Raw genomic sequence first — 19,729 nt, 5'->3', positions numbered from 1 at the left:
GGTTGTCGTCTACAGACTGGAGACAACCTCGAGTGGTGCCTTGGGCTCCGCGGGTTACGGGCTGGCCTCATCCTTGACCGTGAGGGACAGCTCCAGGCTCCGTGCAATCAGGGTCTTGAGCGCCCAGATCTGCGGAATCGTCTCGATGTAGACCCGGCTCAGGCCGAAGGCCGCGGGTGCTGCCTCGACCTCGAACCCCGTCGCAAGGGTCCTGGCCTCTTCAACGGGCACCCAGGTGACAATGCTCTTGCGTTTGCCATTGCCGAAGAACCTCACGAACCACTTCGTGGGCTTCTTGAAGGACACGTTGAAGTAACTCGAGGTGTCTCGGTAGAGGATGTCCTCCGCCGAGTGGCCATTCTTGCCGCAGATATCCCGGACGACGCTGAAGAAGGCCATCTCCTCTTCGGTGGTATCGATTGTGGCTCGCGCCTTCTCGTCGCCCGGGGTGCGCGGTTCCGTGTCGAACGGTCTGGCGCTGTCCACCTTCACGACGTTGGGGCCTTCCGAGGCAACCGAAGGCTCCGTGCCTTCGTTCAGCCGCTGGATGCGCTCCTTCAGCTTGTTGAGGAAGTCATCGCCCATCACCCGCAGAAGGGTGGGCTCGATGGCCTCCTTCGCGACTTCACCGAGGCGCTCCATTACCGCGGTCGTTCGCTTGCCCTTGTAGATGTCTTCGGTGAGCCACTTGAGGAAGCCTTCGTTCTCGCCGGGTGCCTTCAATACGGCGGAGAGCTTGTCGATCATGCTCTGGCGATATCGGCTGTTCTCCGCGTCGGTGATCAACGTCGTCGCGTTGAACGACTCACGGCTGAACTTGGACAGGAACTTCGCGACCTTCGCCCAGTCAGACTTCGTGTCCTCCAGGGAGAACGTGAAGAAGGGCTCCGGGTCCATCACGTTGGGGTTTTCCAGATCTCCGAAGAAGAGATAGTGGCACCCATCCGTGATGATGCCGAAATGGAGCTCCGGGAGCTGGGAGAGGTAGCGCGCCAGTTGCTGGGCGCGCGACTTGAGGTCCGTGCCCAGGGGTTTGGTCTCGATGACGATGAGAGGCTTCGCGCCGCTCTGGTCAAAGATGGCGAAGTCCATACGGTCCGGGAGCTTCTTCCCGTCACCCTGGACGAAGTCAGCCGCGTACTCCAGGCGGACCTCACGCGGAAAACCGGGGTCGTAGCCAAGCAATCGGATGAATGGAACCACCAGCGCGAGCTTGGCGGTCTCCTCATTGGTGATGAAGGCCTTGGATTCCTGATAGCGCTTGACCAGCTCCAGCAATTGATTCGCGTCCACGGTATTCCCCCTGCATTCCGTCGAACTTGAGTCGGGCCAGTACTGCGAAAAGTCTGGCAACTTTCAGTACTACAGTACTTTCGATCACCCTTGTCCATACCACCTCGGAGTGATCCTGATGCTGCGATGGGTGCCTGGGGCGAGGAGGTCTCATGACGCGGGAGGACCCGGTCCAGCGAGTCCTGCTCCCTGCTGGAGGGCAACACGCCGGGCTTTCGTTGGAGGAGGTCGAGAGGGTGAGCGCCGGGCCATCCGCGACGCGCTGGTCACGTCGTGGCAAGACTGCGAGCGCGTCAATTCGTCCTGCCGGCCAGCTCCTTGGCTGCCTCAATGAAGAGGCGCAAGGGCTGCGAGCGCTGTGCGCGGCTGGGGTAGTAGAGGAAGAAGCCAGGCACGGTGGGCGCGTAGTCCTCCAGCACCCGCACGAGTCGTCCGGACTGCAGATGCTCCTGGACGACTGGCTCCAGGGCGTAAGCCAGCCCCACGCCCCTGGCGGCGAGTTCCACGCCGGCCATCTCGTCGTTGGTGGCGACACCGCCATGCACCGGGACGCGCCATGTCTTGCTTCCGCGCTCCAGCTCCCAGGCATAGGGAGTCCCGGTCGTCTGTGAGCGCAGGACGATGCATTCGTGCTGGAGCAGGTCCTCGGGGCGCTCTGGGAGGCCGTGCTTCTCAAGGTAGGCCGGTGTTCCCACCACCACGAAGCGGAAGGCGTCGGTCAGGCGCACGTGCACCATGTCGCGCTCAATGGTCTCGCTCAGGCGCACGCCGGCGTCGTAGCCGTCCGCGACGATGTCGACGAGGCGCTGCTCGACGACGACGTCCACCTCCACGCGGGGGTATCGCACCCGGAATGCTGGCAGCACGGGCGCGATGAGGAGGGGCACCGCCGCTCGTGGCACGGACAGCTTCAGCCGTCCGACGGCCTCCCCGGGCTGGGCCGAGGCCCCGTGGAGGGCGGCAGCGGCTTGGGCAAGGCCCGGACCGGCCTCCTCCACTAGCCTCCGCCCCGCGTCCGTCAGGGCCACGCTGCGCGAGGTGCGGTTGAGCAGGACCATGCGCAGATGCTCCTCCAACTGCCGCACCGACTGGCTCACGGCTGCCGTGGAGACGCCGAGCTCGCGCGCCGCGCCACGGAAGCTCTGGAGACGCGCGACGGCAAGGAACACGTGGAGCTGCTGGAAGAGGACTGTCTTCATTGCAGGGGTTCCCCTGAAGTGCCGGTGTGCGTGCCGTGACGACCTTGCGAGCGAGCATGGCCACTTTCGGCAGAGCGCCGGGACACCATCAACTCCTGCTTAACAGCCTGTTCGCTCTTCGCGTCTAGTCCCCGGAGGGTGCGCCGCATAGTCCTTGACCAGGACGTTCGCCACCACCGCGTCATCGACATGGTGTCGCTGAAGACGGCCCGACACAGACGTCGAGGCCTTCGAGCGCGCCCCATACCCTGAGAGAGAATCATGTCCATTCAACTCGCCGGTGCGCCCGTGGCGCCGGCCCCGCGCTCCGCGTCATGGAGCGCCGTGTTCGCGCTCACCCTGTGCGTCTCGACGCTCGTCGCGTCCGAGTTCATGCCGGTGAGCCTCCTGACGCCCATCGCGTCGGACCTCCACCAGAGCGAAGGCCGCGCCGGCCAGGCGATCGCCGTGTCCGGCCTCTTCGCCGTGCTGACGAGCCTCTTCATCGCGTCCGCAGCCAGGTCCGTCGACCGCCGGAAGCTGCTCCTCGGCCTCACTGGCGTGATGCTGGCTTCGGGACTCGTGACCGCCCTGGCGCCGAGCTTCACCGTGCTCATGCTGGGCCGTGCGCTCATTGGCATCGTCATCGGCGGCTTCTGGTCGTTGTCGGCGGCCACCGTCATGCGGCTGGTCCCCGAGGGTGACGTGCCGCGTGCGCTCGCCCTGCTGAACGGTGGCAACGCGCTGGCGACCACCATCGCGGCGCCGCTCGGCAGCTTCCTGGGCCAGTACATCGGGTGGCGTGGTGCGTTCTTCGCAGTCGTTCCTCTCGCGGCCATCACCCTCGTGTGGCAGTTCTTCACCTTGCCCCCGATGCCCACGGAGCGCGCCGCGCCGCCTCCGAGCACGTTCGCCCTCCTTCGACGCCCCAAGGCGCTGTGGGGCATCTTGGCGGTCACGCTCTTCTTCATGGGCCAGTTCGCCCTCTTCACATACCTGCGTCCCTTCCTGGAGACGGTCACGCGGGTCGGAGTGTCCACCCTCTCGCTGGTCCTGTTGGGGATGGGCACCGCGGGGCTCCTGGGCACGTATCTCATCGGGTTCCTCGTGGCCAGGCGGCTGTCCGCGGTGCTCATCGCCGCGCCGGTGGCGATGGCCGTCCTCGCGGTCGCGCTCGTCGTCTTCGGCCGCTCCCTCGCGGCAACGGCCGTCCTCCTCGCGGGGTGGGGGCTCATTGGCACGGCGTCGCCGGTCGCGTGGTGGACGTGGCTCAGCCGCACGCTGCCACGCGACGCGGAGGCTGGCGGTGGCCTCATGGTCGCCGCCATCCAGCTCGCCATCACGGTTGGCGCCTCGCTCGGAGGGCTGGTGTTCGACCGCAGCGGCTACCAGAGCACGTTCGCGGTGAGCGCCGCACTGCTCGGGGGCGCGGCCCTCCTGGCCATCCGGGCGTCGAGAAATGCCCGCGTTGGCGATGCCAAGATCCGCGAGGCATCGCCGGCGAGCGCCGTCTGAAGGAAGGCGTGAAGGCCCACCGTCAACGAGCGCTGAACGGCCCGTTCACGTTCGACGCGTAGTCTCCGGCGGAGCCGGGCGGTACCACTTGGACGCTGCCGAACCTCACACCCACAAGGATGAAGAAATGAAACTGCCCCTCGCGACCCACCGACGTTCCTTGCTCGGTGCACTCCTGCTCAGTTCATTCTCCGGGCTGGTGGCCTGCGCATCGCCCTCGGCATTGGTGGCGCGTCCAACGCCGGGCCTCGCGTCTGGGGACACGTCCAACGGCGCGGACAACTTCTACACGAGCGCCAAAGTCACCGTTCAGAAGGTCGTCTTCAAGAACCAATACAAGATGAATGTCGTAGGGAACCTGTTCGTTCCCAAGGGCCTGGATCGCGGCGCGAAGACTCCGGCGATCGTCGTCGGACATCCCATGGGTGCCGTCAAAGAGCAGAGCGCGAACCTTTACGCCACGAAGATGGCGGAGCAGGGATTCGTCACCCTGTCCCTGGACCTGTCTTTTTGGGGTGAGAGTGACGGCCAACCCCGCAATGCTGTCGCGCCGGGCATCTATTCCGAGGACTTCAGCGCCGCAGTGGACTTCCTGCGCACCCAGCCGTTTGTCGACAGGGAGCGGATTGGCGCCATCGGAATCTGCGGCAGCGGGAGCTTCGTCATCAGTGCGGCCAAAATTGATCCGCGCATCAAGGTCATCGCGACAGTCAGCATGTACGACATGGGCGCTGCCAACCGCAACGGGCTCAGGCATTCGGTGACCCTCGAGCAGAGAAAGAAGCTCATCGAGGAGGCCGCGCTACAGCGCGATGTGGAGTTCGCGGGTGGTGAAACCCGATATACGAGCGGGACGCCCGAAGAGCTGGATGACAAGTCAACTTCGATTGATCGCGAGTTCTACGACTTCTACCGCACTGCGCGGGGTCATCACCCGAACACCACGACGCATCCGACGCTCAGCAGCAACACCAGGTTCATGAACTTCTACCCGTTCACGGACATCGAGACGATCTCTCCTCGGCCAATGCTCTTCATCGCGGGCGAGAACGCTCATTCCAGGGAGTTCAGCGACGAGGCCTACCGGCTTGCCGGTGACCCCAAGGAACTGGTCATCGTGCCTGGTGCTGGTCACGTGGACCTCTACGATCGGGTCAACCTCATTCCCTTTGACAAGTTGACCACGTTCTTCCGGAGCAACCTGAAGTGACCCAAGCGTCGTCAGGAAAAGCACACGAAACAAGGAGAAGACGCCCATGCGTGGAATTGTGATGGCAGCCCCCGGCGACGTTCGCGTCGAGGAGCGCGAGGATCCGAAAATCCTCAAGCCGACCGACGCGATCATCCGGCTCACGGCAACCTGCATCTGCGGGTCGGACCTGTGGCCCTACCGTGGCGTCGAGCGCGTCAACCACACGCCGATGGGCCATGAGTACGTCGGCATCGTCGAGGAGATCGGCGACGAGGTGACGACCCTCAAGGTCGGCGACTTCGTCGTCGGGTCGTTCGTGATCTCAGACAACACTTGCGAGATCTGCCAGTCCGGGTACCAGTCCCGCTGCGTGCACGGCGAGTTCGTCTCGCAGACGATCGGCACCCAGGCCGAGAAGGCCCGCATCCCCTACGCCGACGGGGCTCTCGTGGCCACGCCCGCGCATCCCGACCCGGAGCTGATCCCGTCGCTGCTTGCCGCGTCCGACGTGCTCGGCACGGGCTGGTTCGCCGCTGTCGCCGCTGAAGCCGGGCCCGCCAGCAATCCTCATCCTGACTTTGCGCCTCGAATGCGTCCGGTCGACTATGCTGCGCGGCCTCTTCCTTCACGGAGCTTCGATGGTGCGCACTCGGCTGGGTCTCTTGGTGTTGCTGTTCGTCGTGGTGCCCGTGGTGGCGGGGGCCCAGGAGCCAGTGGCGGCTCCAGCGGTGGTGGCCTCCGGTGATGAGGCGACGCATCAGGCGCTGCGCGCCATCAAGCAGGACATGGAGGACGCGCTCAACAAGCAGGATCTGGAGCGGCTGCTGTCGCACCTGCACCCGGACGTCGTATTCTCCACGATGAACAACGATGTTCGCGTGGGCAAGGACTCCATCCGCGCCTACTACGCTCAGATGCTGGGCGGTCCGAACAGCGTCGTGAAGAAGGTGACGGCGAAGTTCGATGTGGACTCGCTCACCCGGCTGTATGGCAACGCGGGCGTCGCTTATGGCTCGTCGCTGGACCACTACGAACTGAGCGATGGCAGCGACATCGTCATCAATGGCCGGTGGACCTGCACGCTGGTGAAGGAGGGCGACCGCTGGCTCATCGCCGCGTTCCACTACTCCACCAACGTGTTCGACAACCCCCTGCTCACGAAGGTGAAGAACGCCGCGATGGGATTCGGAGCCCTTGTCGCCGTCGCCGCCCTCGCGGTGGGGTTCTTCCTGGGCCGCCGGGGTCGGCGTCCCGCGACGGCCTGAGCGGCGTCTTGAGCTTCAGCTCGCCACCTGCGCTGGGACTTTCTTGGACCCCAGTCGCAGGGGCTGTGCCCGGCCGTAGGTGAGCGAGCGCCACAACCATTCGGCCGGGCCGAAGCGGAAGCGCGCCAGCCACGCGTGGCTCAGCGGAATCTGAAGGGCGAAGACGGCCAGCGCGAGCGCCACGCTTCGTGACGGCGGCATCCGGCCCATGAGGCCCAGCCCCCAGCCGTCATACAGGCAGAGGCTCACCACGGATTGCAGCAGGTAGTTGGTGAGCGCCATGCGGCCCACCGGGGCCAGGACCTGCATCACCCGCTTCCACCGCTCGCGCTGGAAGAGCAGGGCGAAGGCGGCCATGTACACCGAAGCCAGCCCCAGGAAGCCCAGCTCCAGGATGGCGGGCAGGGCGTACATCCAGAGGTCCTTCTCCGGATCCAACATCCCCGCCACCCGCAGGCGCTGCACGACCAGCCATGTGCCGTTGCCCAGCACTCCGAACACCAGGCCCCAGAGGATCATCTTGCGGTACCAGGCGCGGTATCGCTCCACGTCCTGAAGCAACAGGAGCCGTCCCGCCAGCAGCCCCAGCAGGAAGCGGCCCAGGATGACGCCCATCCATACGACCCGCTTGGTCTGCGGCAGCATGTGCGTGAGAAAGCGCGCGTTCGCTTCCTGCGTCGTCCAGAAGGAGCCGCTGGAGAGCCCCTCCAGGAGCTGGGCCTTCATCCGGGTATCCAAACCCTCACGGGCCTTCGCTGCCTGGGCCGCTGCCTCCGCGCCTTGCAACAGGATGGGGACGTAGTGCTGGAGCACGGGCACCAACACCGGCACCACCAACATCAGCACGCCCACCCACGTGAGCACTGTCCGGTCCGAGCGCTGGCGGAAGAGCAGCAGCGCGAAGCCCACCACCGCGTAGCTGGAGAGCACGTCGCCCAGCCAGAGCCCCACGAGGTGCGTGACTCCGATGCCCAGCAACACCAGCAACCGCCGCGAGTACAGCGGGACGACGGAGGCGCCCCGGGACTCGGCGCGCTGGAGCTGGATGGCGAAGCCCAGCCCGAAGAGGAAGGCGAAGAGGGTGACGAACTTCTGGTTCACGAAGAAGTGGTAGAGCGCGGTGACGACGGCCTCTAACGGAGGTGACGTCAGCGCCTGGGATTGCTCGCGTGGCAGGAGCACGAATCCGCTGAACCAGGCGAAGCTGTTGGAGACGAAGACGCCGCACAGCGCGAAGCCCCGCAGCACGTCCAGCAGGAGCACCCGCTCGGAGCTGTCCACCGGGCGGGCGTTGGCACCGAGAGCTGGCGCGCTTGGAACGGAGTCGGACATGGCATGCAGCAGATGCCCGCCGCTTCCTCGCGTCAACGCGTGCGCTCGTCCGTCCCTCGGAACCGCACCCCGGGTGGATTCACCTGTGTCCCAACGATGCCGGGTGTGAGCCGCCGGTGACTGGCGCCATCGAGCAGGCGGGCTCAATGAACTGGATTCAAGAGGTCCCGAGCACGGAGGACTGGCGCAGGAAGGGCATCCTCCGAGGCAGCTTCTTCGCCCAGAAGGACTCCACCGAGCGGTGGAAGAGGCGAAGCAGCGATGCTCCGGGCCTGCCCTCCAGGGCGGCCAGCTCCAGCGCGGACCGATCGAGCAGCGCCCGGGCCCGCTGATACTCGGCGAGCGCCCAGGTCCGACCCGCTTCGGAGGCGAGCAGTGCGTCCATGTCCGCCGGATCGTGCCCCCCGGCCCGCACCTCCGCGGCGACGTCCGCGGGCACGTTGAAGAGCCCCTGGGCCAGGTCCTCACGCAGGTCGCGCATCACGGAACACCAGCCCAGCGCCGCGAGCAGGGAAGGGGCTTCGTTCGAGTGCACCCTCGCATCCGCGACATGCAGCATCAGCTCCACCGACAGGCGGAAGGTGTTCGCAAGGTGTGCCTGGAGCGTCGCCGCGTCCCACCAGCGTCCGTCCCGCACCCGCTCGCGGTCCTTGCGCATCGTGCGCACCAGTTCGAGCACCTGCTCGCGCGCCCGGTCGTCGGTCAGTTCCGCGAGAAGGACCCGCCCCAGCGTCGTCGCGGTGTCGTGGAACTCGGACGATGCTCCCGGGACGTGGGGCGCGCCGGTCTCCAGCCGAACGATGAGCGCGTCGATGTGATCCAGCGGCTCGCCTTCGACAGGCCGGTCTCCGTCCAGCACGTCATCCACCAACTGGAGGAAGCAGAAGCCCGCCCGGGCCCTGCGTGCCTTGCGCCAGCGCCCCACCGACTGCTGATACAGCGCCAGCGCGATGAGACCGTAACGCGGATGCCTTCGCGCGAAGCGGTACAGCTCCCTCGCGCAGAGGGCTTCCACTCGCACGGCTTCGAGGAACCTCTCTTCCCGAACCCGAGGGGCCACGACGCGCCACGTGCCCCACGCCAGCAGTGCTCCCGCGAGCACGTCCACCAGATGGTGCTCATGGATGAGCAGCGTGGACGCCGCGATGGCCAGGGCCCACAGCGCGAACACCGCGCGGGCCACCGGCCCGGATCGCTCGCGGTAGGCCAGCGCCGCCGTGCAGGCGAAGGCGACGTGGAGCGAGGGCAGGTAGTTGCGCTCCAGGTTCATCGTGTCCGCGAGCTGGAAGACCTGCATCCACCCGCCACTGACGGCGCGCGGGGGCCACGCGACCTCGACTGGAAGGACCAGGAAGCAGAGCGCGCCCACGACCGTCTGCGCGCACAGCGCCAGCGCGAAGGGGAGCATCTGTCGCCACGTCCGGAAGATGAACAGGGACAGCAACAGCAGCACGTCCATGCTCACGTAGACGGCGGCCCATCCGGGGATGAAGGGGATGTGCTGCTCGATGGGCAGGTCCACCCGCAGGCCGCCAGGATAGAAGCCCGTCACCCAGCTCGCGCCCCCGTAGACCACCAGGAAGAACAGCGCGAAGCCGAACGTGAGCGCGCCCGTGCGCTTCAGCTCTCCGGACGCCGGCCAGCCGAAGAGCGCCGTGGAGTCACTCATGGCGCTTCTCCGGGAGTGGGCGCGGTCCCCGCCACATCTGAAGCCAGATGCGCAGGAACCCCGGACGCGGGACGCTCTCATCCACGTAGCGACCCAGGTAGAGCCACGGTACCTGTGGATGTACGTGGTGTGCTCGGTGGTAGTGGTAGTTGAGGAACACCCAGCGCAACGGCGCGGCGACCCGCAGGTCCCAGGCACCTTCGCGCACGTCCAGCGGCGACCACGCATGGTCCGCGTACTGGAGCGAACTCCAGTTCACCGCGAACGCCGCGTAGCACAGCGCCCATCCGGCCGGCGTCAGCTCCAACGCGTACGCCAGCCCCGCCTGCACGGCCACCATCCCCAGCACCTCGGCGCGGATGAGGGCGCCCGGTGCCTCTTCCAGTCGTCCCAGATATGCGTCCGCGCCGGTCTGCTCTCCGTAGCGCGTGCCGGGGCCGCGCAGCCGCTTCAACAACCCTGGCGCCAGCGCGAACACCAGCGCCCCCACCGGCACGAACACCCAGTAGATGCCGGTGAGGATGGCGTACCACTGCGCACGCTTGAGCCAGCGGTGGTCGCCCGGCCGCAGGTAGTCGAACTGCTCGCGGTCGGTGCGGTTGTGGCGGTGGTGCGTCAGGTGGAAGGCCCGCTGCAATGTGAACGACGTCGGGAAGAACGTCGCCGCCAATCTCCCGAGCCCGTTGTTCACGCGCCTCGACGGGTGCAGCACCCCGTGCGTCGCTTCATGCAACAGCGAGAACACCGTGTTGTTCACGTAGGAGAACACCGCAGCCGCCACCAGCCGCACCGCCAGCGCCTCCGCGTGCGACGCCGTCCACAGGCACAGGGTCCCCGCCCCCATCGCGGCGACGAGCAGGAGCGCGTTGAGCGCGGCCGGGATGGGCGGGACGTCAGCGGTGCGCATCGGCCGGGTCCTCGGGCAGCCCGATGGCGAAGTCGATCAACTGGCGCATCACCGGATCCGCGGTCGCCGTGGCGACGTTGAAGCGCATCCCGTCCAGCACGGACAAATCCCTGCGCAGGAATGACGTGTACAGCCACCGGGACACCTTGAGCGCCAGGGCCGCCGCGCCCGGAATCCGTCCCCTTTTCGCGGCGACGGCGAGCTGCACCGACACCCCCTCCGGTACCGGAGTCAGGCCCGCCAGCAACATCCCGCGCGCCCGGCCCAGGTCGCTCTGCACCGACATCAACGTGCCCCCGTGCAGCGTGAGCGTCACGCGGATGCGATTGCCCGACAGCGCCTTCATCAGTCGGTCGCTCGCTCCGGTGCCGATGACCCGCGACGTGTAGCGCAGCCGCAGCGTGAACGGATCCGGCGTGTCCAGCGTGGGCACGTCCCACAGTTCGCGGTGGTGCACCGTGCGCAGGTGTTCCAGATCGAACGAATTCGCCACCAGCGGCAGCCAGGGGCAGCGCACCGTCACCGGCGGGCCCACGTGCCAGACGTGCTCCGGGCCGCCCACGTCCGGGGGCGGGAAGAGCGCCGTGGGACCGTTGAAGACCAGCACCCCTCCAAAGCGCTCCTCCACCGGGAAGGCCTGGGGACCCGGCAGGTGGGACACGTCACCCCGACCCGGCGCGGCGCGGCAACGGCCCGCCCCGTCGAAGCTCCAGTGGTGCAGGGGACAGCGCAACAGCTCGCCCTGGACGGTGCCGTGCTTCAGGTGGGCCCCCAGGTGGGGACAGTGCGCCTCCAGCGCGTGCACCTGTCCCGTCTCGCTCCGGAAGACCACCAGCTCGCGCCCGCCCAACTGGACGCCCCTCGCCTGCCCCCGCCGCAGCGATGCGGAAGGACCCACGAGGTACCAGGCGCGGGGACGCACGGGCCCGGGGAGGCGCGCCGCATCCCCCCCGGCCGGCACAGGAACAGCCATGGTCATGGACCCTAGCGGACCCGGTGTCCCCAGGGCCACGGGGGATGGGTGGAGTGGTAGCTTTACGCGCGGGTTCCTGTTTTGTCAGGACGCTGGCGGAACCGGGGACGACGTCCGACGCGGCGCGGATCCGGGAAGGGAAGGCGACATGGCAGGCGAAACGGCGGGCAGCGGACGGAGCAGCGCGTTGCGAGGCGGCACCCTCCAGGTGGTGCAGACCCTGGCGGCGCAGGGAGAGCCGGAGCGCGCGGCGCAGCTCTACGAGGAACTGGGAGCCGCGCAGCGCGAGCGTCTGCGCAAGGAGGCCTCGCAGGGGACGGCGAAGGAGCGCCACTGGCTGGTGGACGTGCTGCGCAGGGCGCGCGACTTCACGGGCGCGGCGCGGCTGCTCGACGGCAGCGGCGATGACGTGAAGGTGGCGGACCTGTACGCGCAAGGTGGGCAGCACGTGGCGGCGGCGGAGGCGTACCTGCGCGCGGGCGAGGTGGAGCGCGCCGCGGCGGCCTTCGAGCGGGGTGGGGCGCTGGAGCGCGCGCTGGAGGTGTACCGGGGCCTGGGCGCCACCGAGTCCATGGCGCACTGCCTGGTCCGTCTGGGCCGCCACTTCGAGGCCGCGGACCTCTACCAGAAGCTGGGCCAGGCGCACGCGGAGGCCGAGGCGCTGGGCGGCGTGCTGGCGGAAGACCCTCGCTACGTCGAAGCGGTGCTGCGCACCTGCAAGGCGCTGGACGCGGGAGGCTTCACGCACCGGGCGCTCGCGGTGCTGGCGGATGCGCTGAGCAGCTCCGAACTGCTGCGCGTGGATCCGGTGCTCGTCACGGAGAAGGCGCGGCTCTTGCGGCGCATGGGGCTGGACGTGGAGGCGGAGGCGCTCCTGGCGCGACTGGCCGCGGGCGCGTCCGTGCCGGAGGCCAGCGGCTATCGCTTCCTCAAGGCCATTCCCATCTTCGGGGAGCTGCCGCTGGAGGACATGAAGGACCTGTACCGGCTGGCGCGGCCGGTGACGGCGACGCCGGGCACGGTGCTGCTGGAGAAGGGCGCTCCCGGCACCGGACTGCTGGTGTTGCTGGAGGGGTCGGTGGATGTCTTCAGCGGCAACGAAGCCAACGCGCGGCTGCTCAACACGCTGGGGCCGGGCTCGCACCTGGGGGAGATTTCGCTCGTGCAGGACGGTCCGGTGTCCGCGAACGTGCGGGCGAAGACGGCCGTGCGCGCGCTGCGCATCACCCGCGAGAGCTTCCAGCACTTCCTCGCCACGCATGACACGGCGTCGCTGCACATCTACCGGCTCTTCACGCAGAGCCTCGCGGCGCGCGTGCGGGCGCTGAGCGGCTGAGGGCAGCCCGAACGGCAAGGGCGTGCCTGCTTCCCTGGGCCCAGGTGTAGGCAGGCGAGCACGAGGAGGGGGCTGTCACGGTCAGCCGGTCGCCCCCATCCTCCAGGAGGACACTCCTGCTCGGAAGGACGCCCCATGGCTTCGATCACCGTACTGAAGACCCAGGCTCGCGCGAACTGGCGTATGTGGTTGGTCCTGGCCTCCGCGCCCACCGCCGCGCTGCCGCTCCTGGGCATCAGCGGTTCGAAGCACAGGCGGATGGGACTCCTCGCCCACGTGGCCTCGGGGGCCATCGGGTTGGGAATCCTGTCGCTGGCCTTCATGGGGCTGCGCCGCATCCCGCGTGGGCCCGGTCGCCTGTCAGGCAAGAAGGCGTGGAACCGGGCGCCCAGGGACTTCCCCATCTCCGGCTCGATGGTGCCGGAGGAGTTCTCCGCGTCGATGGCTTCCGGTCACTGACGCGGGGGCGTCAGGGCCGGCGCTCGATGCCAATCGCGACGGACGGGCCCGTGAGCGCGTTCCCGGTTCCATCCGAGAGCGAGACAACGCCCAGGCTCGCGGAGAGCACGGTGGTGCCGGCGCCACCGTTGCCCTTGAGGAAGCTGCGCACGCCGACCTCTCCGAAGTTCCAGCCGCTGGCCGCGCCACCCCCCGCGCCGAAGAGGGACAGGCTGGGGGTGAGGGGCACCTGGACTTCGCCCCGGCCCGAGCCGAAGCGGAACTGGTTGTCGCGCGAGAGGATGGATGAGCTCCACGCGACGTGGAACCCGTCGAGCGCCCCCAGTCGCAGCACCTGCTGGATGGACGGGCCCGCGTTGGAGTCGCAGACGTTCTTGCCTTCAGTCGGCTGGCCCGTTTCGGGGTCGTATTCGTATTCGGGGTAGCACGACTTCTGGCCGAACAGCGCGCCCGCGCCGATGCCCACTTCGAGGAAGTCGGTGGAGTAGGCCACGGCGACGTAGGCGGCGCCCGGGGTGTGGCGCAGGCCGGTGCCCAGACCGAAGCCCACGGGCTCCAACTGGGCGCTCAGCACCACGGGGCTGTCTCCCGGCCGCCACGCGACGAACGCGTCCAGCAGCAGACCGCCCGCGCGCGCGGAGCGTCCCAGCCGGGTGGTCGCGTCCAGCGCGAGGAAGGGCCGAGCGTGGAAGCCGTAGCGCAGGCGCGGCACGCCGGGTTCGGGGAAGAAGAGTCGCGCCGTCGCGGGCGCATCGGTGACGACGGCGCTGTCCCCCACGCGCACGCTCTCTCCTCGGCCCAGCCGCGCGCGGGCGGAGTCCTCGCGGGACTCGACGACCTCCAGCACCACTTCGCGGGCATCCTGGGTGCGGACCCGGACGCGGCTGCCTTCGCGCACGCCGGCCGTGTCGCCGCCGGAGAGCGTCACGTCGCCATCCTTCACGGCGGTGATGGTCAGCCGTTGGGCTGTCGTGGTCGGCGTTGGAGGAGGCGCGTGGGTGGGAGGCGCTTCGGTGACGACGGTGAGGTCGCGCGCCGAGCCCAGCGCGGACGCCAGCGAGTCGGGCCGGGGCTGTTCAGGTGTGGCGAGGGAGAAGGCGTGGGCCTCTTCTCGCTGCTCGATGGCGAGGAGTGACTGGTTGACGATGACGAGCCGCACGAAGCGCCGCCCCTCCTCGACGCGCCGCACGAGTTGGGGCGCGGCGCCGTCGAGCTTGAGCACGGCGATGCCACCGCGTCCGAGCGCGACGTACGTCACGCCCTGGTGCACGACGGCATCCAGGACGGGTCCCAGGCCCAGGGTCTCCGCCGCGCGCAAGGCAGGGGAGGCGGGAGCCTGGGCGACGATGGCGGAGGCGAGGAGGGTGGGCAGGAGCATGGCGAGGGGCTCTATATCGCTCCCACCCTCCACCGTCCCTGGACTCTGCGTGACGTCTACTCGACGAGCAGCCGCTTCACGGGCGCCGGGTCCACGGCCACCATCAGCGGGCGGGTGAAGTTGCTGAAGGACACCAGCGCCTGTCCCGGAGCGAGCCGGGAGACGCGGTTCCACAGGCTCTCATCGATGCTGCCCACGGTCTTCTGCATCCGGTTGATGACGGCGCCGTCGGTGATCTTGTGGATGATGAAGTTGTTGAGCAGGCCCAGCACTTCGTTGGGCAGGTGCTGGGGGAGCTGGGTGACGAAGACGAGCCCCAGCCACCGCTTGCGGCCCCGCTTCGCGATGCGCGCCACCTGTTCGAACAGCACGGGCATCTGCGTGATGCGGCTGGCGGACAGGAACTCGTGGGCCTCCTCGATGATGATGAGCACCGGGGTGACCTCACCGCCTTCGCGGTTGGCCTTCTCGTAGGACTGCTCCTGCCGCTCCTGGAGACCGCGCAGGATGTCCGCGATGACCAGGTTGTTGATCTGCGGAGAATCGGTGTCCGACAGGTCGATGACGGACACGCGTCCGGGCGCGAGCATCGCGTCGTACTTCACGCTCTCGCTGGACCCCATGTCGAAGATGTTGAGCCGGCGCAGCCGGTGCAGCTTGCTGGCCAGGGCCTTCCAGCTGATTTCATTGCGACTGCTCGCGGCCATCACCCGGGCCATGACCCGTCCGGGGCTGCTCTTGAACTCGCTGAACAGTTGGAGGCTGGAGGGGAGGGGCGTGGGCTCCTCCTCGGGCTCTTCTCCCAGATTCAGGTCGTCCTGGACGGGGGCCTTCTTGCGGGAGCTCGCCTTGGGACGGGAGCTGCGGGCCTCGGCCTTGCCGTCGTCGCTCAGGCTGTAGAGATACGCGCTCACGACGTCCAGCACGTGCTGGATGGTCATGCGGGGGTAGCCGGTGGACAGCTCATCCACCTCCATGACCTCTCGCCGCTCGTGTTCGTTGGTCGGGAAGACGCCGAAGTCCTCCAGCAGCAGCTTGGTGACGTCGTACGCCTTGAGGAAGCGCTCCTGCTGCGCATCCGACATGTCCAGGATCTCCGCCAGCGCATAGGGCGACAGGCTGGAGAAGTTCAGGGAGAAGCGGTGCAGGGGGCGGTGCTCCCGGTTGCGCGTCGCACGTCCGAGCAGGTGGTGGATGTGCAGGTCCTTCACGCCCTCCGGCCGCTGGCGGCGTCGCTTGAGGGCCTCCAGCATCGCCGGTTGATCCGTGGGCTTGTTGATGTGCGTGTACTCGCCCTCCACGTCGAACACGATGGTGGCGATGCCCGCGAGCTGCGCCCGGTGGATGAGCGTGGCGACGGTGGTGGACTTGCCGCCGCCCGTCGTCCCGATGATGCCGGTGTGCCGGGGCAGGATGGACTTGTCGCGCGGATTGAGCCGGGCCTCCATTCCCTCGTAACCCACCACCATGCCGAGGCTCAGCGGCCCTCCCACGCCCAGGACTCGCGCGCTCTCTTCCTCATCCAGGATGAAGACGGGGCTCTGGGGACGGGGCCGGAAGCGGGGAGGGTGCAGGACTCCGCCGACCTCTTCTCCCAACAGCTCCACCTCGGCACGTCCGTGGTAGTCGAACGTGTAGGTCAGCTTCTTGCCATGGGTGACCACGCCAATGGCCATGGAGGAGTTCGCCGGCACGGCGTTCGGCTCCGCGAAGGGACCGCTCACGACGACCCCCAGGTAGGAACGCTTGTCCTCGCGCGACTTCACGCGCACCAGCGTCTGGGAGGCCAGTCGGGGCAGGTCCTCCTTCGTCGACAGCACCGAGATGAGGTTGTCCTCGCTGCCCGCCGTGTCGAAGTGGGTGAAGCCCACCGCGAAGGCCAGCTCCGGGTCCACCTTCGCTGCCTCCTGGGCTTCCTTCTGCGCATGGGCGAGCGCGTGGAGGACTTCCGGAGGCGTCTCCTGAACGATGCTTCGACCCCCCGAAGGGCGACCCGCGGGCGGCGGATTCCCAGGGGGCGGGTTCCCGGGAGGCGCTTGGGGCGCCCGGCCTTGTCTCACCTCGTTGGGCGCCATCGGTGGGGAGGAGGGCTGTGACTGAGGCCGGTTCCCGGTGGGCGCCCGGGGGTCGGGGCCCGTGAAGGACGGGTGCGTGTTCCCATTCATGGGGTGCATCGCCTGCCCGTTCCTGACGGGGCCCGGGTGTGCGTTGCCATTGAGCGGCGGGATGGGAGCCCGGCTTCCAGGGCCTCTTCCGTGGTCAGACATGGATGTGTTCCCCCTCGTCGAGACTAGCGACGCATCTTGCGTACATTCAGGTATTGAAGGCTGGGATCCGCCTGGGCGTAGGCGTCCTGGACCAGCCCCTGGAAGCCGTCCTCCCCGAAGACGCTGTGGCAGGTCATCGCGGCGACATCCAACAGCATGGGGAAGCCCTGCTCCGGACGGAGGATGCTGTCCGCCATGGCCACGCGCACCGCGAAATGAACGTGCTCCTGGTGCGCGTAGAACAGACGCGGCGGGGAGTTGTTCGACGCGCGGTACAGCCCCATGACGACCTGGGGGCAATATCTGTCAACGAACGCCCGCGCCTTCCGGAAGCCCTCGTCGTCGTAGCGCCAGCCGTCCAGGATCTCCTCGCCGTACGCTTCCAGCGTTTCGAGGATGGCGTACTCGCCCGTGTCCAGCGAATGCCCCAGCGTGAGGAACCCCCGGTGCTCGAGCTTGTCCGTGACGAAGACGAACTTCTGCTGTCGGTCGATGAGGTTCCCGAGCATCTCCAGGGATGCATCCAGCAGCCCCCGGTAGCCGGAGCCGGTGATCAGCTCGTAGGCGAGCGGATTTCCCAGGCCCATGCGCCACTCCGCCTGGAGCCGCTCCACCAGGATGGCCCGCTCCGCGTAGGTGCGGATGCCACGGGTGGCCAGCCGCGAAAGGCTGTCCTTGTTCCGGGGGGCCTGGCGTGAGCGGGTCTCCCGCCGCTCGATGTACTCACGCGCCTGTTTGAAGGGGTCATCCATCTGGAACGTGACCTCCTTGCGGAACAGCCGCTGGGAGAACGTCCCGGACGAACCGCCGTAGCCCACCGCGGCGATGCCCAGCTGGGTGATGCCCAGGGCCAGCGTGTCATGCGAGACCGCGCGTCCATTCACCGCCTCCACGTTGCCCCGGAAGAGGTGGCCCTCGTGGACGGCCTTCAGTTGCTCCTCCGTGGCGTGATAGACGCCAGCGCCCTTGGGGGCCTGCGGACCGGTCTTCAGCAGGGGCAGCAATTCCTGGCGCACGGTGGCGCGAAGCACGTCCTCCTTGCGCATGGAGCCGCCAATCTGCTCCCGGAAGACGCGCATGATGTCTTCCAGGTCCAACCCGTTCGCCCAGCGTTCCAGGTTGAGCGTCTGGGCCAGGGTCTCCCCGAAGGACGCGAGGTAGTCTCTGTCCCCCGCGAGGTCGTTGTCGTCCGGTGGATCTCGTCCCGCCATGGTTACCTCGGGTTCCTTTCACCCAGGACTGTGCTCAGGGAAAAGCGCGGAGCGTCCTCCCGCTGTCGCAAGAGTCGCGCGTAGGCTTCGGCCTTCCGAGGGGGCAGGCCGAAGGACCGCTGGAGGCGCTTCCCGTGTTCATCCCGGGGAATGCCTTTCAGGGTCCCTGATGCGACGGACGCGGGAGCAAGCCATTCAAAGGCCAGGCGATCCGCGCGTTGTTCGGCGCGGAAGACGTCCCCGGTGTCGATGTCGCCTGCGTCATCCCGTTCCATCAGGTGGAACTGGGTCTTCGTCGGGATACCCTCCAACGCGGAGGTCAGCAGCTCCTCCTTCGTCGGGAGCCGTTGGTTGTCGAGGACCGGGAGGATGCTGGCTCCAAAATAGCGCAGGGCCTTCTCCCGCAGGGACAGGTGGTCGAGGACGAAGTGCGCCAGCTCATGCGCCGACGTGAAGCGCTGCTCCTCCTCGGAGTCCTTCAGCGAGTAGAAGAGGTAGGCCATTCCGCAGAAGGCCACGATGCAGCCATGCATGTCCCGGTCGTCGCCTTCCTCCGGCGGCATGGACTTCCACCCACGCCGGGCAAGGTGTTTGCGGACGGCGTGGAGGGTCATCTCCTCCATGGCGACGAAGCGGACTGTCATGCGCTTCTGCGCGTCGGAGGCGATGGAACGGGGAAAGACGTCTGGCTGGGGAAGCTTCGCCAACAGGAGGGCGTCCTTCAGCCAGCGCTCGCTCATGGCTTGTTCTCCGGAGTGCGAGGCCGGTCGCGCGCGGCCATGAGCACGCCACGCTCCTCCGGCTCCACGGGGCTGTCCTGCTGGGCGCGCAGCCCCGCGGCGACCTCCATGTCGCGCAGGAGCCCGGTCAGTTCGAAGGCGTCGACGCCGAAGTGCTCCGCGATCTGGTTGACGTGTTCGGAGAACGCCGCGCCCTCGGGCTTGCGGCACAGGGACACCCAGTGGAGTGTTTCCACGGTGCAATCCAGTTTGTTGGCGAGTGCTTCGACGGAGATCTCTTCCAGGTCCCGGAACCACGCGAACACGGAGCCCAGCATCCCCGGCACCCGCGCACTGTGTTCGGCCGCGGCTTCCAGCCAATCAGGATTCGTCATGGGAGTCCTCCTCTCCGAGGCGTCTCAGTTGCCTGAGGACGCGGTCGCGATTCTGCTTCACCACCCGCATGCGCTCGGGCGCGGGCAATCCCTCCAGACCCAGGGGCCGGGCCAGCGCCAGGGTGGAGCTTTCTCCCTGGAGGACGAGTTCGAGCAACCCCAGGTCGCTGGGCTTCATGTTGCGGCGCTCGAGTCGTTTCAGGGCCAGGGCGGTTTCCACGGCGGTCTCCATCACTTCATTCGGAGGCCTCGTCCGAAGTTCGACGACGTCCGCGAATTTTTGTTCGCGCACGATCCGCTTCTGTTCGGAACGACGTGAATCCAACACGTTCCTCCGGGCCGCGAGCGTCAGGAAGCTGCGCAACAGCGACTGGTCCCGGTCGTAGCTCTCGGGCTGGTCCAGGTAGTCGGAGATCGCCCTGAACGTACACTCCCTGGCTTCTTCCTGGTCGCAGCGCATCTCCAGGGAGAGCGTCTTCAACATGAATGGAACGAAGAGGTCGAAGACCTCCTTGTTGGCGACCGGCATCCGATTCAGCACCCGGTCGTGAAGCGCCCGCTCCTCTTCTCTCGATGGGTAACTCATCCCCCACATCCCACTGGCATGCGCACGCCCGCTTTCAGGTTTGGCTACGGCCCG

At 67.6% G+C, this 19,729-nt stretch carries 18 protein-coding genes; 6 read left to right on the top strand and 12 right to left on the bottom strand.

Annotated elements, in window-relative coordinates:
• Positions 1-54: 54 nt before the first annotated feature.
• Together OV208_RS07855 and OV208_RS07850 are read right to left on the bottom strand one after the other, a co-directional pair.
• The gene (locus OV208_RS07855) at positions 55-1,293 is read right to left on the bottom strand and encodes a type I restriction enzyme HsdR N-terminal domain-containing protein (protein WP_267573209.1); all 1,239 of its coding nucleotides are present in this window, start codon (positions 1,291-1,293) and stop codon (positions 55-57) included.
• Positions 1,294-1,586: 293 nt separating this feature from the next.
• Complete coding sequence (locus OV208_RS07850; protein ID WP_267573208.1) at positions 1,587-2,492, bottom strand: LysR family transcriptional regulator; 906 nt, start codon at positions 2,490-2,492, stop codon at positions 1,587-1,589.
• Between the two features lie 261 nt (positions 2,493-2,753).
• Here OV208_RS07850 and OV208_RS07845 point away from each other — a divergent pair, with 261 nt between their 5' ends.
• From OV208_RS07845 to OV208_RS07830, 4 genes are all read left to right on the top strand, one after another.
• Entirely contained in the window at positions 2,754-3,986 is a 1,233-nt protein-coding gene (locus OV208_RS07845) for an MFS transporter (RefSeq protein WP_267573207.1), read from the top strand.
• A gap of 127 nt (positions 3,987-4,113) precedes the next feature.
• Entirely contained in the window at positions 4,114-5,196 is a 1,083-nt protein-coding gene (locus tag OV208_RS07840; protein ID WP_267573206.1) for an alpha/beta hydrolase, read from the top strand.
• Positions 5,197-5,242: 46 nt separating this feature from the next.
• On the top strand, positions 5,243-5,923 hold the full coding sequence (locus OV208_RS07835) for an alcohol dehydrogenase catalytic domain-containing protein (protein ID WP_267573205.1): 681 nt from the start codon (positions 5,243-5,245) through the stop codon (positions 5,921-5,923).
• Entirely contained in the window at positions 5,892-6,443 is a 552-nt protein-coding gene (locus tag OV208_RS07830) for an SgcJ/EcaC family oxidoreductase (RefSeq protein WP_267573204.1), read from the top strand. Before OV208_RS07835 ends, OV208_RS07830 begins: the two co-directional genes overlap by 32 nt.
• 15 nt (positions 6,444-6,458) lie before the next feature.
• On the opposite strand, the gene OV208_RS07825 is transcribed toward OV208_RS07830, so the two are convergent.
• From OV208_RS07825 to OV208_RS07810, 4 genes are all read right to left on the bottom strand, one after another.
• The gene (locus tag OV208_RS07825) at positions 6,459-7,775 is read right to left on the bottom strand and encodes a DUF418 domain-containing protein (protein ID WP_267573203.1); all 1,317 of its coding nucleotides are present in this window, start codon (positions 7,773-7,775) and stop codon (positions 6,459-6,461) included.
• A gap of 157 nt (positions 7,776-7,932) precedes the next feature.
• Positions 7,933-9,444, bottom strand: coding sequence for a phosphatase PAP2 family protein (locus OV208_RS07820; protein WP_267573202.1), 1,512 nt, complete (start codon positions 9,442-9,444; stop codon positions 7,933-7,935).
• The gene (locus OV208_RS07815; protein ID WP_267573201.1) at positions 9,437-10,351 is read right to left on the bottom strand and encodes a fatty acid desaturase family protein; all 915 of its coding nucleotides are present in this window, start codon (positions 10,349-10,351) and stop codon (positions 9,437-9,439) included. The genes OV208_RS07820 and OV208_RS07815 overlap by 8 nt, the downstream gene beginning before the upstream one ends.
• Positions 10,338-11,324 (bottom strand): Rieske 2Fe-2S domain-containing protein, encoded by a 987-nt coding sequence (locus tag OV208_RS07810; protein WP_267573200.1) that lies wholly within the window; start codon positions 11,322-11,324, stop codon positions 10,338-10,340. The genes OV208_RS07815 and OV208_RS07810 overlap by 14 nt, the downstream gene beginning before the upstream one ends.
• Positions 11,325-11,472: 148 nt before the next feature.
• Between OV208_RS07810 and OV208_RS07805 the strand changes: the two genes are divergently transcribed.
• Together OV208_RS07805 and OV208_RS07800 are read left to right on the top strand one after the other, a co-directional pair.
• Complete coding sequence (locus OV208_RS07805; RefSeq protein ID WP_267573199.1) at positions 11,473-12,660, top strand: cyclic nucleotide-binding domain-containing protein; 1,188 nt, start codon at positions 11,473-11,475, stop codon at positions 12,658-12,660.
• A 135-nt stretch (positions 12,661-12,795) separates the two neighbouring features.
• Positions 12,796-13,119, top strand: a complete 324-nt coding sequence (locus OV208_RS07800; protein ID WP_267573198.1) for a hypothetical protein — start codon at positions 12,796-12,798, stop codon at positions 13,117-13,119.
• Positions 13,120-13,129: 10 nt separating this feature from the next.
• On the opposite strand, the gene OV208_RS07795 is transcribed toward OV208_RS07800, so the two are convergent.
• The 6 genes from OV208_RS07795 to OV208_RS07770 form a co-directional block, all read right to left on the bottom strand.
• Positions 13,130-14,497, bottom strand: coding sequence for a hypothetical protein (locus tag OV208_RS07795; RefSeq protein WP_267573197.1), 1,368 nt, complete (start codon positions 14,495-14,497; stop codon positions 13,130-13,132).
• Between the two features lie 56 nt (positions 14,498-14,553).
• Complete coding sequence (locus OV208_RS07790) at positions 14,554-16,392, bottom strand: ATP-binding protein (RefSeq protein WP_420714990.1); 1,839 nt, start codon at positions 16,390-16,392, stop codon at positions 14,554-14,556.
• 395 nt (positions 16,393-16,787) lie between these two features.
• The gene (locus OV208_RS07785; protein ID WP_267573195.1) at positions 16,788-17,975 is read right to left on the bottom strand and encodes a hypothetical protein; all 1,188 of its coding nucleotides are present in this window, start codon (positions 17,973-17,975) and stop codon (positions 16,788-16,790) included.
• Between the two features lie 2 nt (positions 17,976-17,977).
• Positions 17,978-18,715, bottom strand: coding sequence for an ImmA/IrrE family metallo-endopeptidase (locus OV208_RS07780; protein WP_267573194.1), 738 nt, complete (start codon positions 18,713-18,715; stop codon positions 17,978-17,980).
• The gene (locus tag OV208_RS07775) at positions 18,712-19,089 is read right to left on the bottom strand and encodes a hypothetical protein (RefSeq protein ID WP_267573193.1); all 378 of its coding nucleotides are present in this window, start codon (positions 19,087-19,089) and stop codon (positions 18,712-18,714) included. The genes OV208_RS07780 and OV208_RS07775 overlap by 4 nt, the downstream gene beginning before the upstream one ends.
• The gene (locus OV208_RS07770; protein ID WP_267573192.1) at positions 19,076-19,675 is read right to left on the bottom strand and encodes a hypothetical protein; all 600 of its coding nucleotides are present in this window, start codon (positions 19,673-19,675) and stop codon (positions 19,076-19,078) included. Before OV208_RS07770 ends, OV208_RS07775 begins: the two co-directional genes overlap by 14 nt.
• Positions 19,676-19,729 lie beyond the last annotated feature (54 nt).

It is taken from the genome of Corallococcus sp. bb12-1, assembly GCF_026626765.1.
GTDB classification, from domain to species: Bacteria; Myxococcota; Myxococcia; order Myxococcales; family Myxococcaceae; genus Corallococcus; species Corallococcus terminator.
This window is presented reverse-complemented; position numbering and strand designations above follow the sequence as displayed.

Coding starts and splice junctions, on each gene's coding strand:
- OV208_RS07850 (WP_267573208.1), bottom strand. CDS start 2,492: ATGAAGACAGTCCTCTTCCAGCAGCTCCACGTGTTCCTTGCCGTCGCG.
- OV208_RS07845 (WP_267573207.1), top strand. CDS start 2,754: ATGTCCATTCAACTCGCCGGTGCGCCCGTGGCGCCGGCCCCGCGCTCC.
- OV208_RS07840 (WP_267573206.1), top strand. CDS start 4,114: ATGAAACTGCCCCTCGCGACCCACCGACGTTCCTTGCTCGGTGCACTC.
- OV208_RS07835 (WP_267573205.1), top strand. CDS start 5,243: ATGCGTGGAATTGTGATGGCAGCCCCCGGCGACGTTCGCGTCGAGGAG.
- OV208_RS07825 (WP_267573203.1), bottom strand. CDS start 7,775: ATGTCCGACTCCGTTCCAAGCGCGCCAGCTCTCGGTGCCAACGCCCGC.
- OV208_RS07820 (WP_267573202.1), bottom strand. CDS start 9,444: ATGAGTGACTCCACGGCGCTCTTCGGCTGGCCGGCGTCCGGAGAGCTG.
- OV208_RS07815 (WP_267573201.1), bottom strand. CDS start 10,351: ATGCGCACCGCTGACGTCCCGCCCATCCCGGCCGCGCTCAACGCGCTC.
- OV208_RS07810 (WP_267573200.1), bottom strand. CDS start 11,324: ATGGCTGTTCCTGTGCCGGCCGGGGGGGATGCGGCGCGCCTCCCCGGG.
- OV208_RS07805 (WP_267573199.1), top strand. CDS start 11,473: ATGGCAGGCGAAACGGCGGGCAGCGGACGGAGCAGCGCGTTGCGAGGC.
- OV208_RS07800 (WP_267573198.1), top strand. CDS start 12,796: ATGGCTTCGATCACCGTACTGAAGACCCAGGCTCGCGCGAACTGGCGT.
- OV208_RS07795 (WP_267573197.1), bottom strand. CDS start 14,497: ATGCTCCTGCCCACCCTCCTCGCCTCCGCCATCGTCGCCCAGGCTCCC.
- OV208_RS07785 (WP_267573195.1), bottom strand. CDS start 17,975: ATGGCGGGACGAGATCCACCGGACGACAACGACCTCGCGGGGGACAGA.
- OV208_RS07780 (WP_267573194.1), bottom strand. CDS start 18,715: ATGAGCGAGCGCTGGCTGAAGGACGCCCTCCTGTTGGCGAAGCTTCCC.
- OV208_RS07775 (WP_267573193.1), bottom strand. CDS start 19,089: ATGACGAATCCTGATTGGCTGGAAGCCGCGGCCGAACACAGTGCGCGG.
- OV208_RS07770 (WP_267573192.1), bottom strand. CDS start 19,675: ATGAGTTACCCATCGAGAGAAGAGGAGCGGGCGCTTCACGACCGGGTG.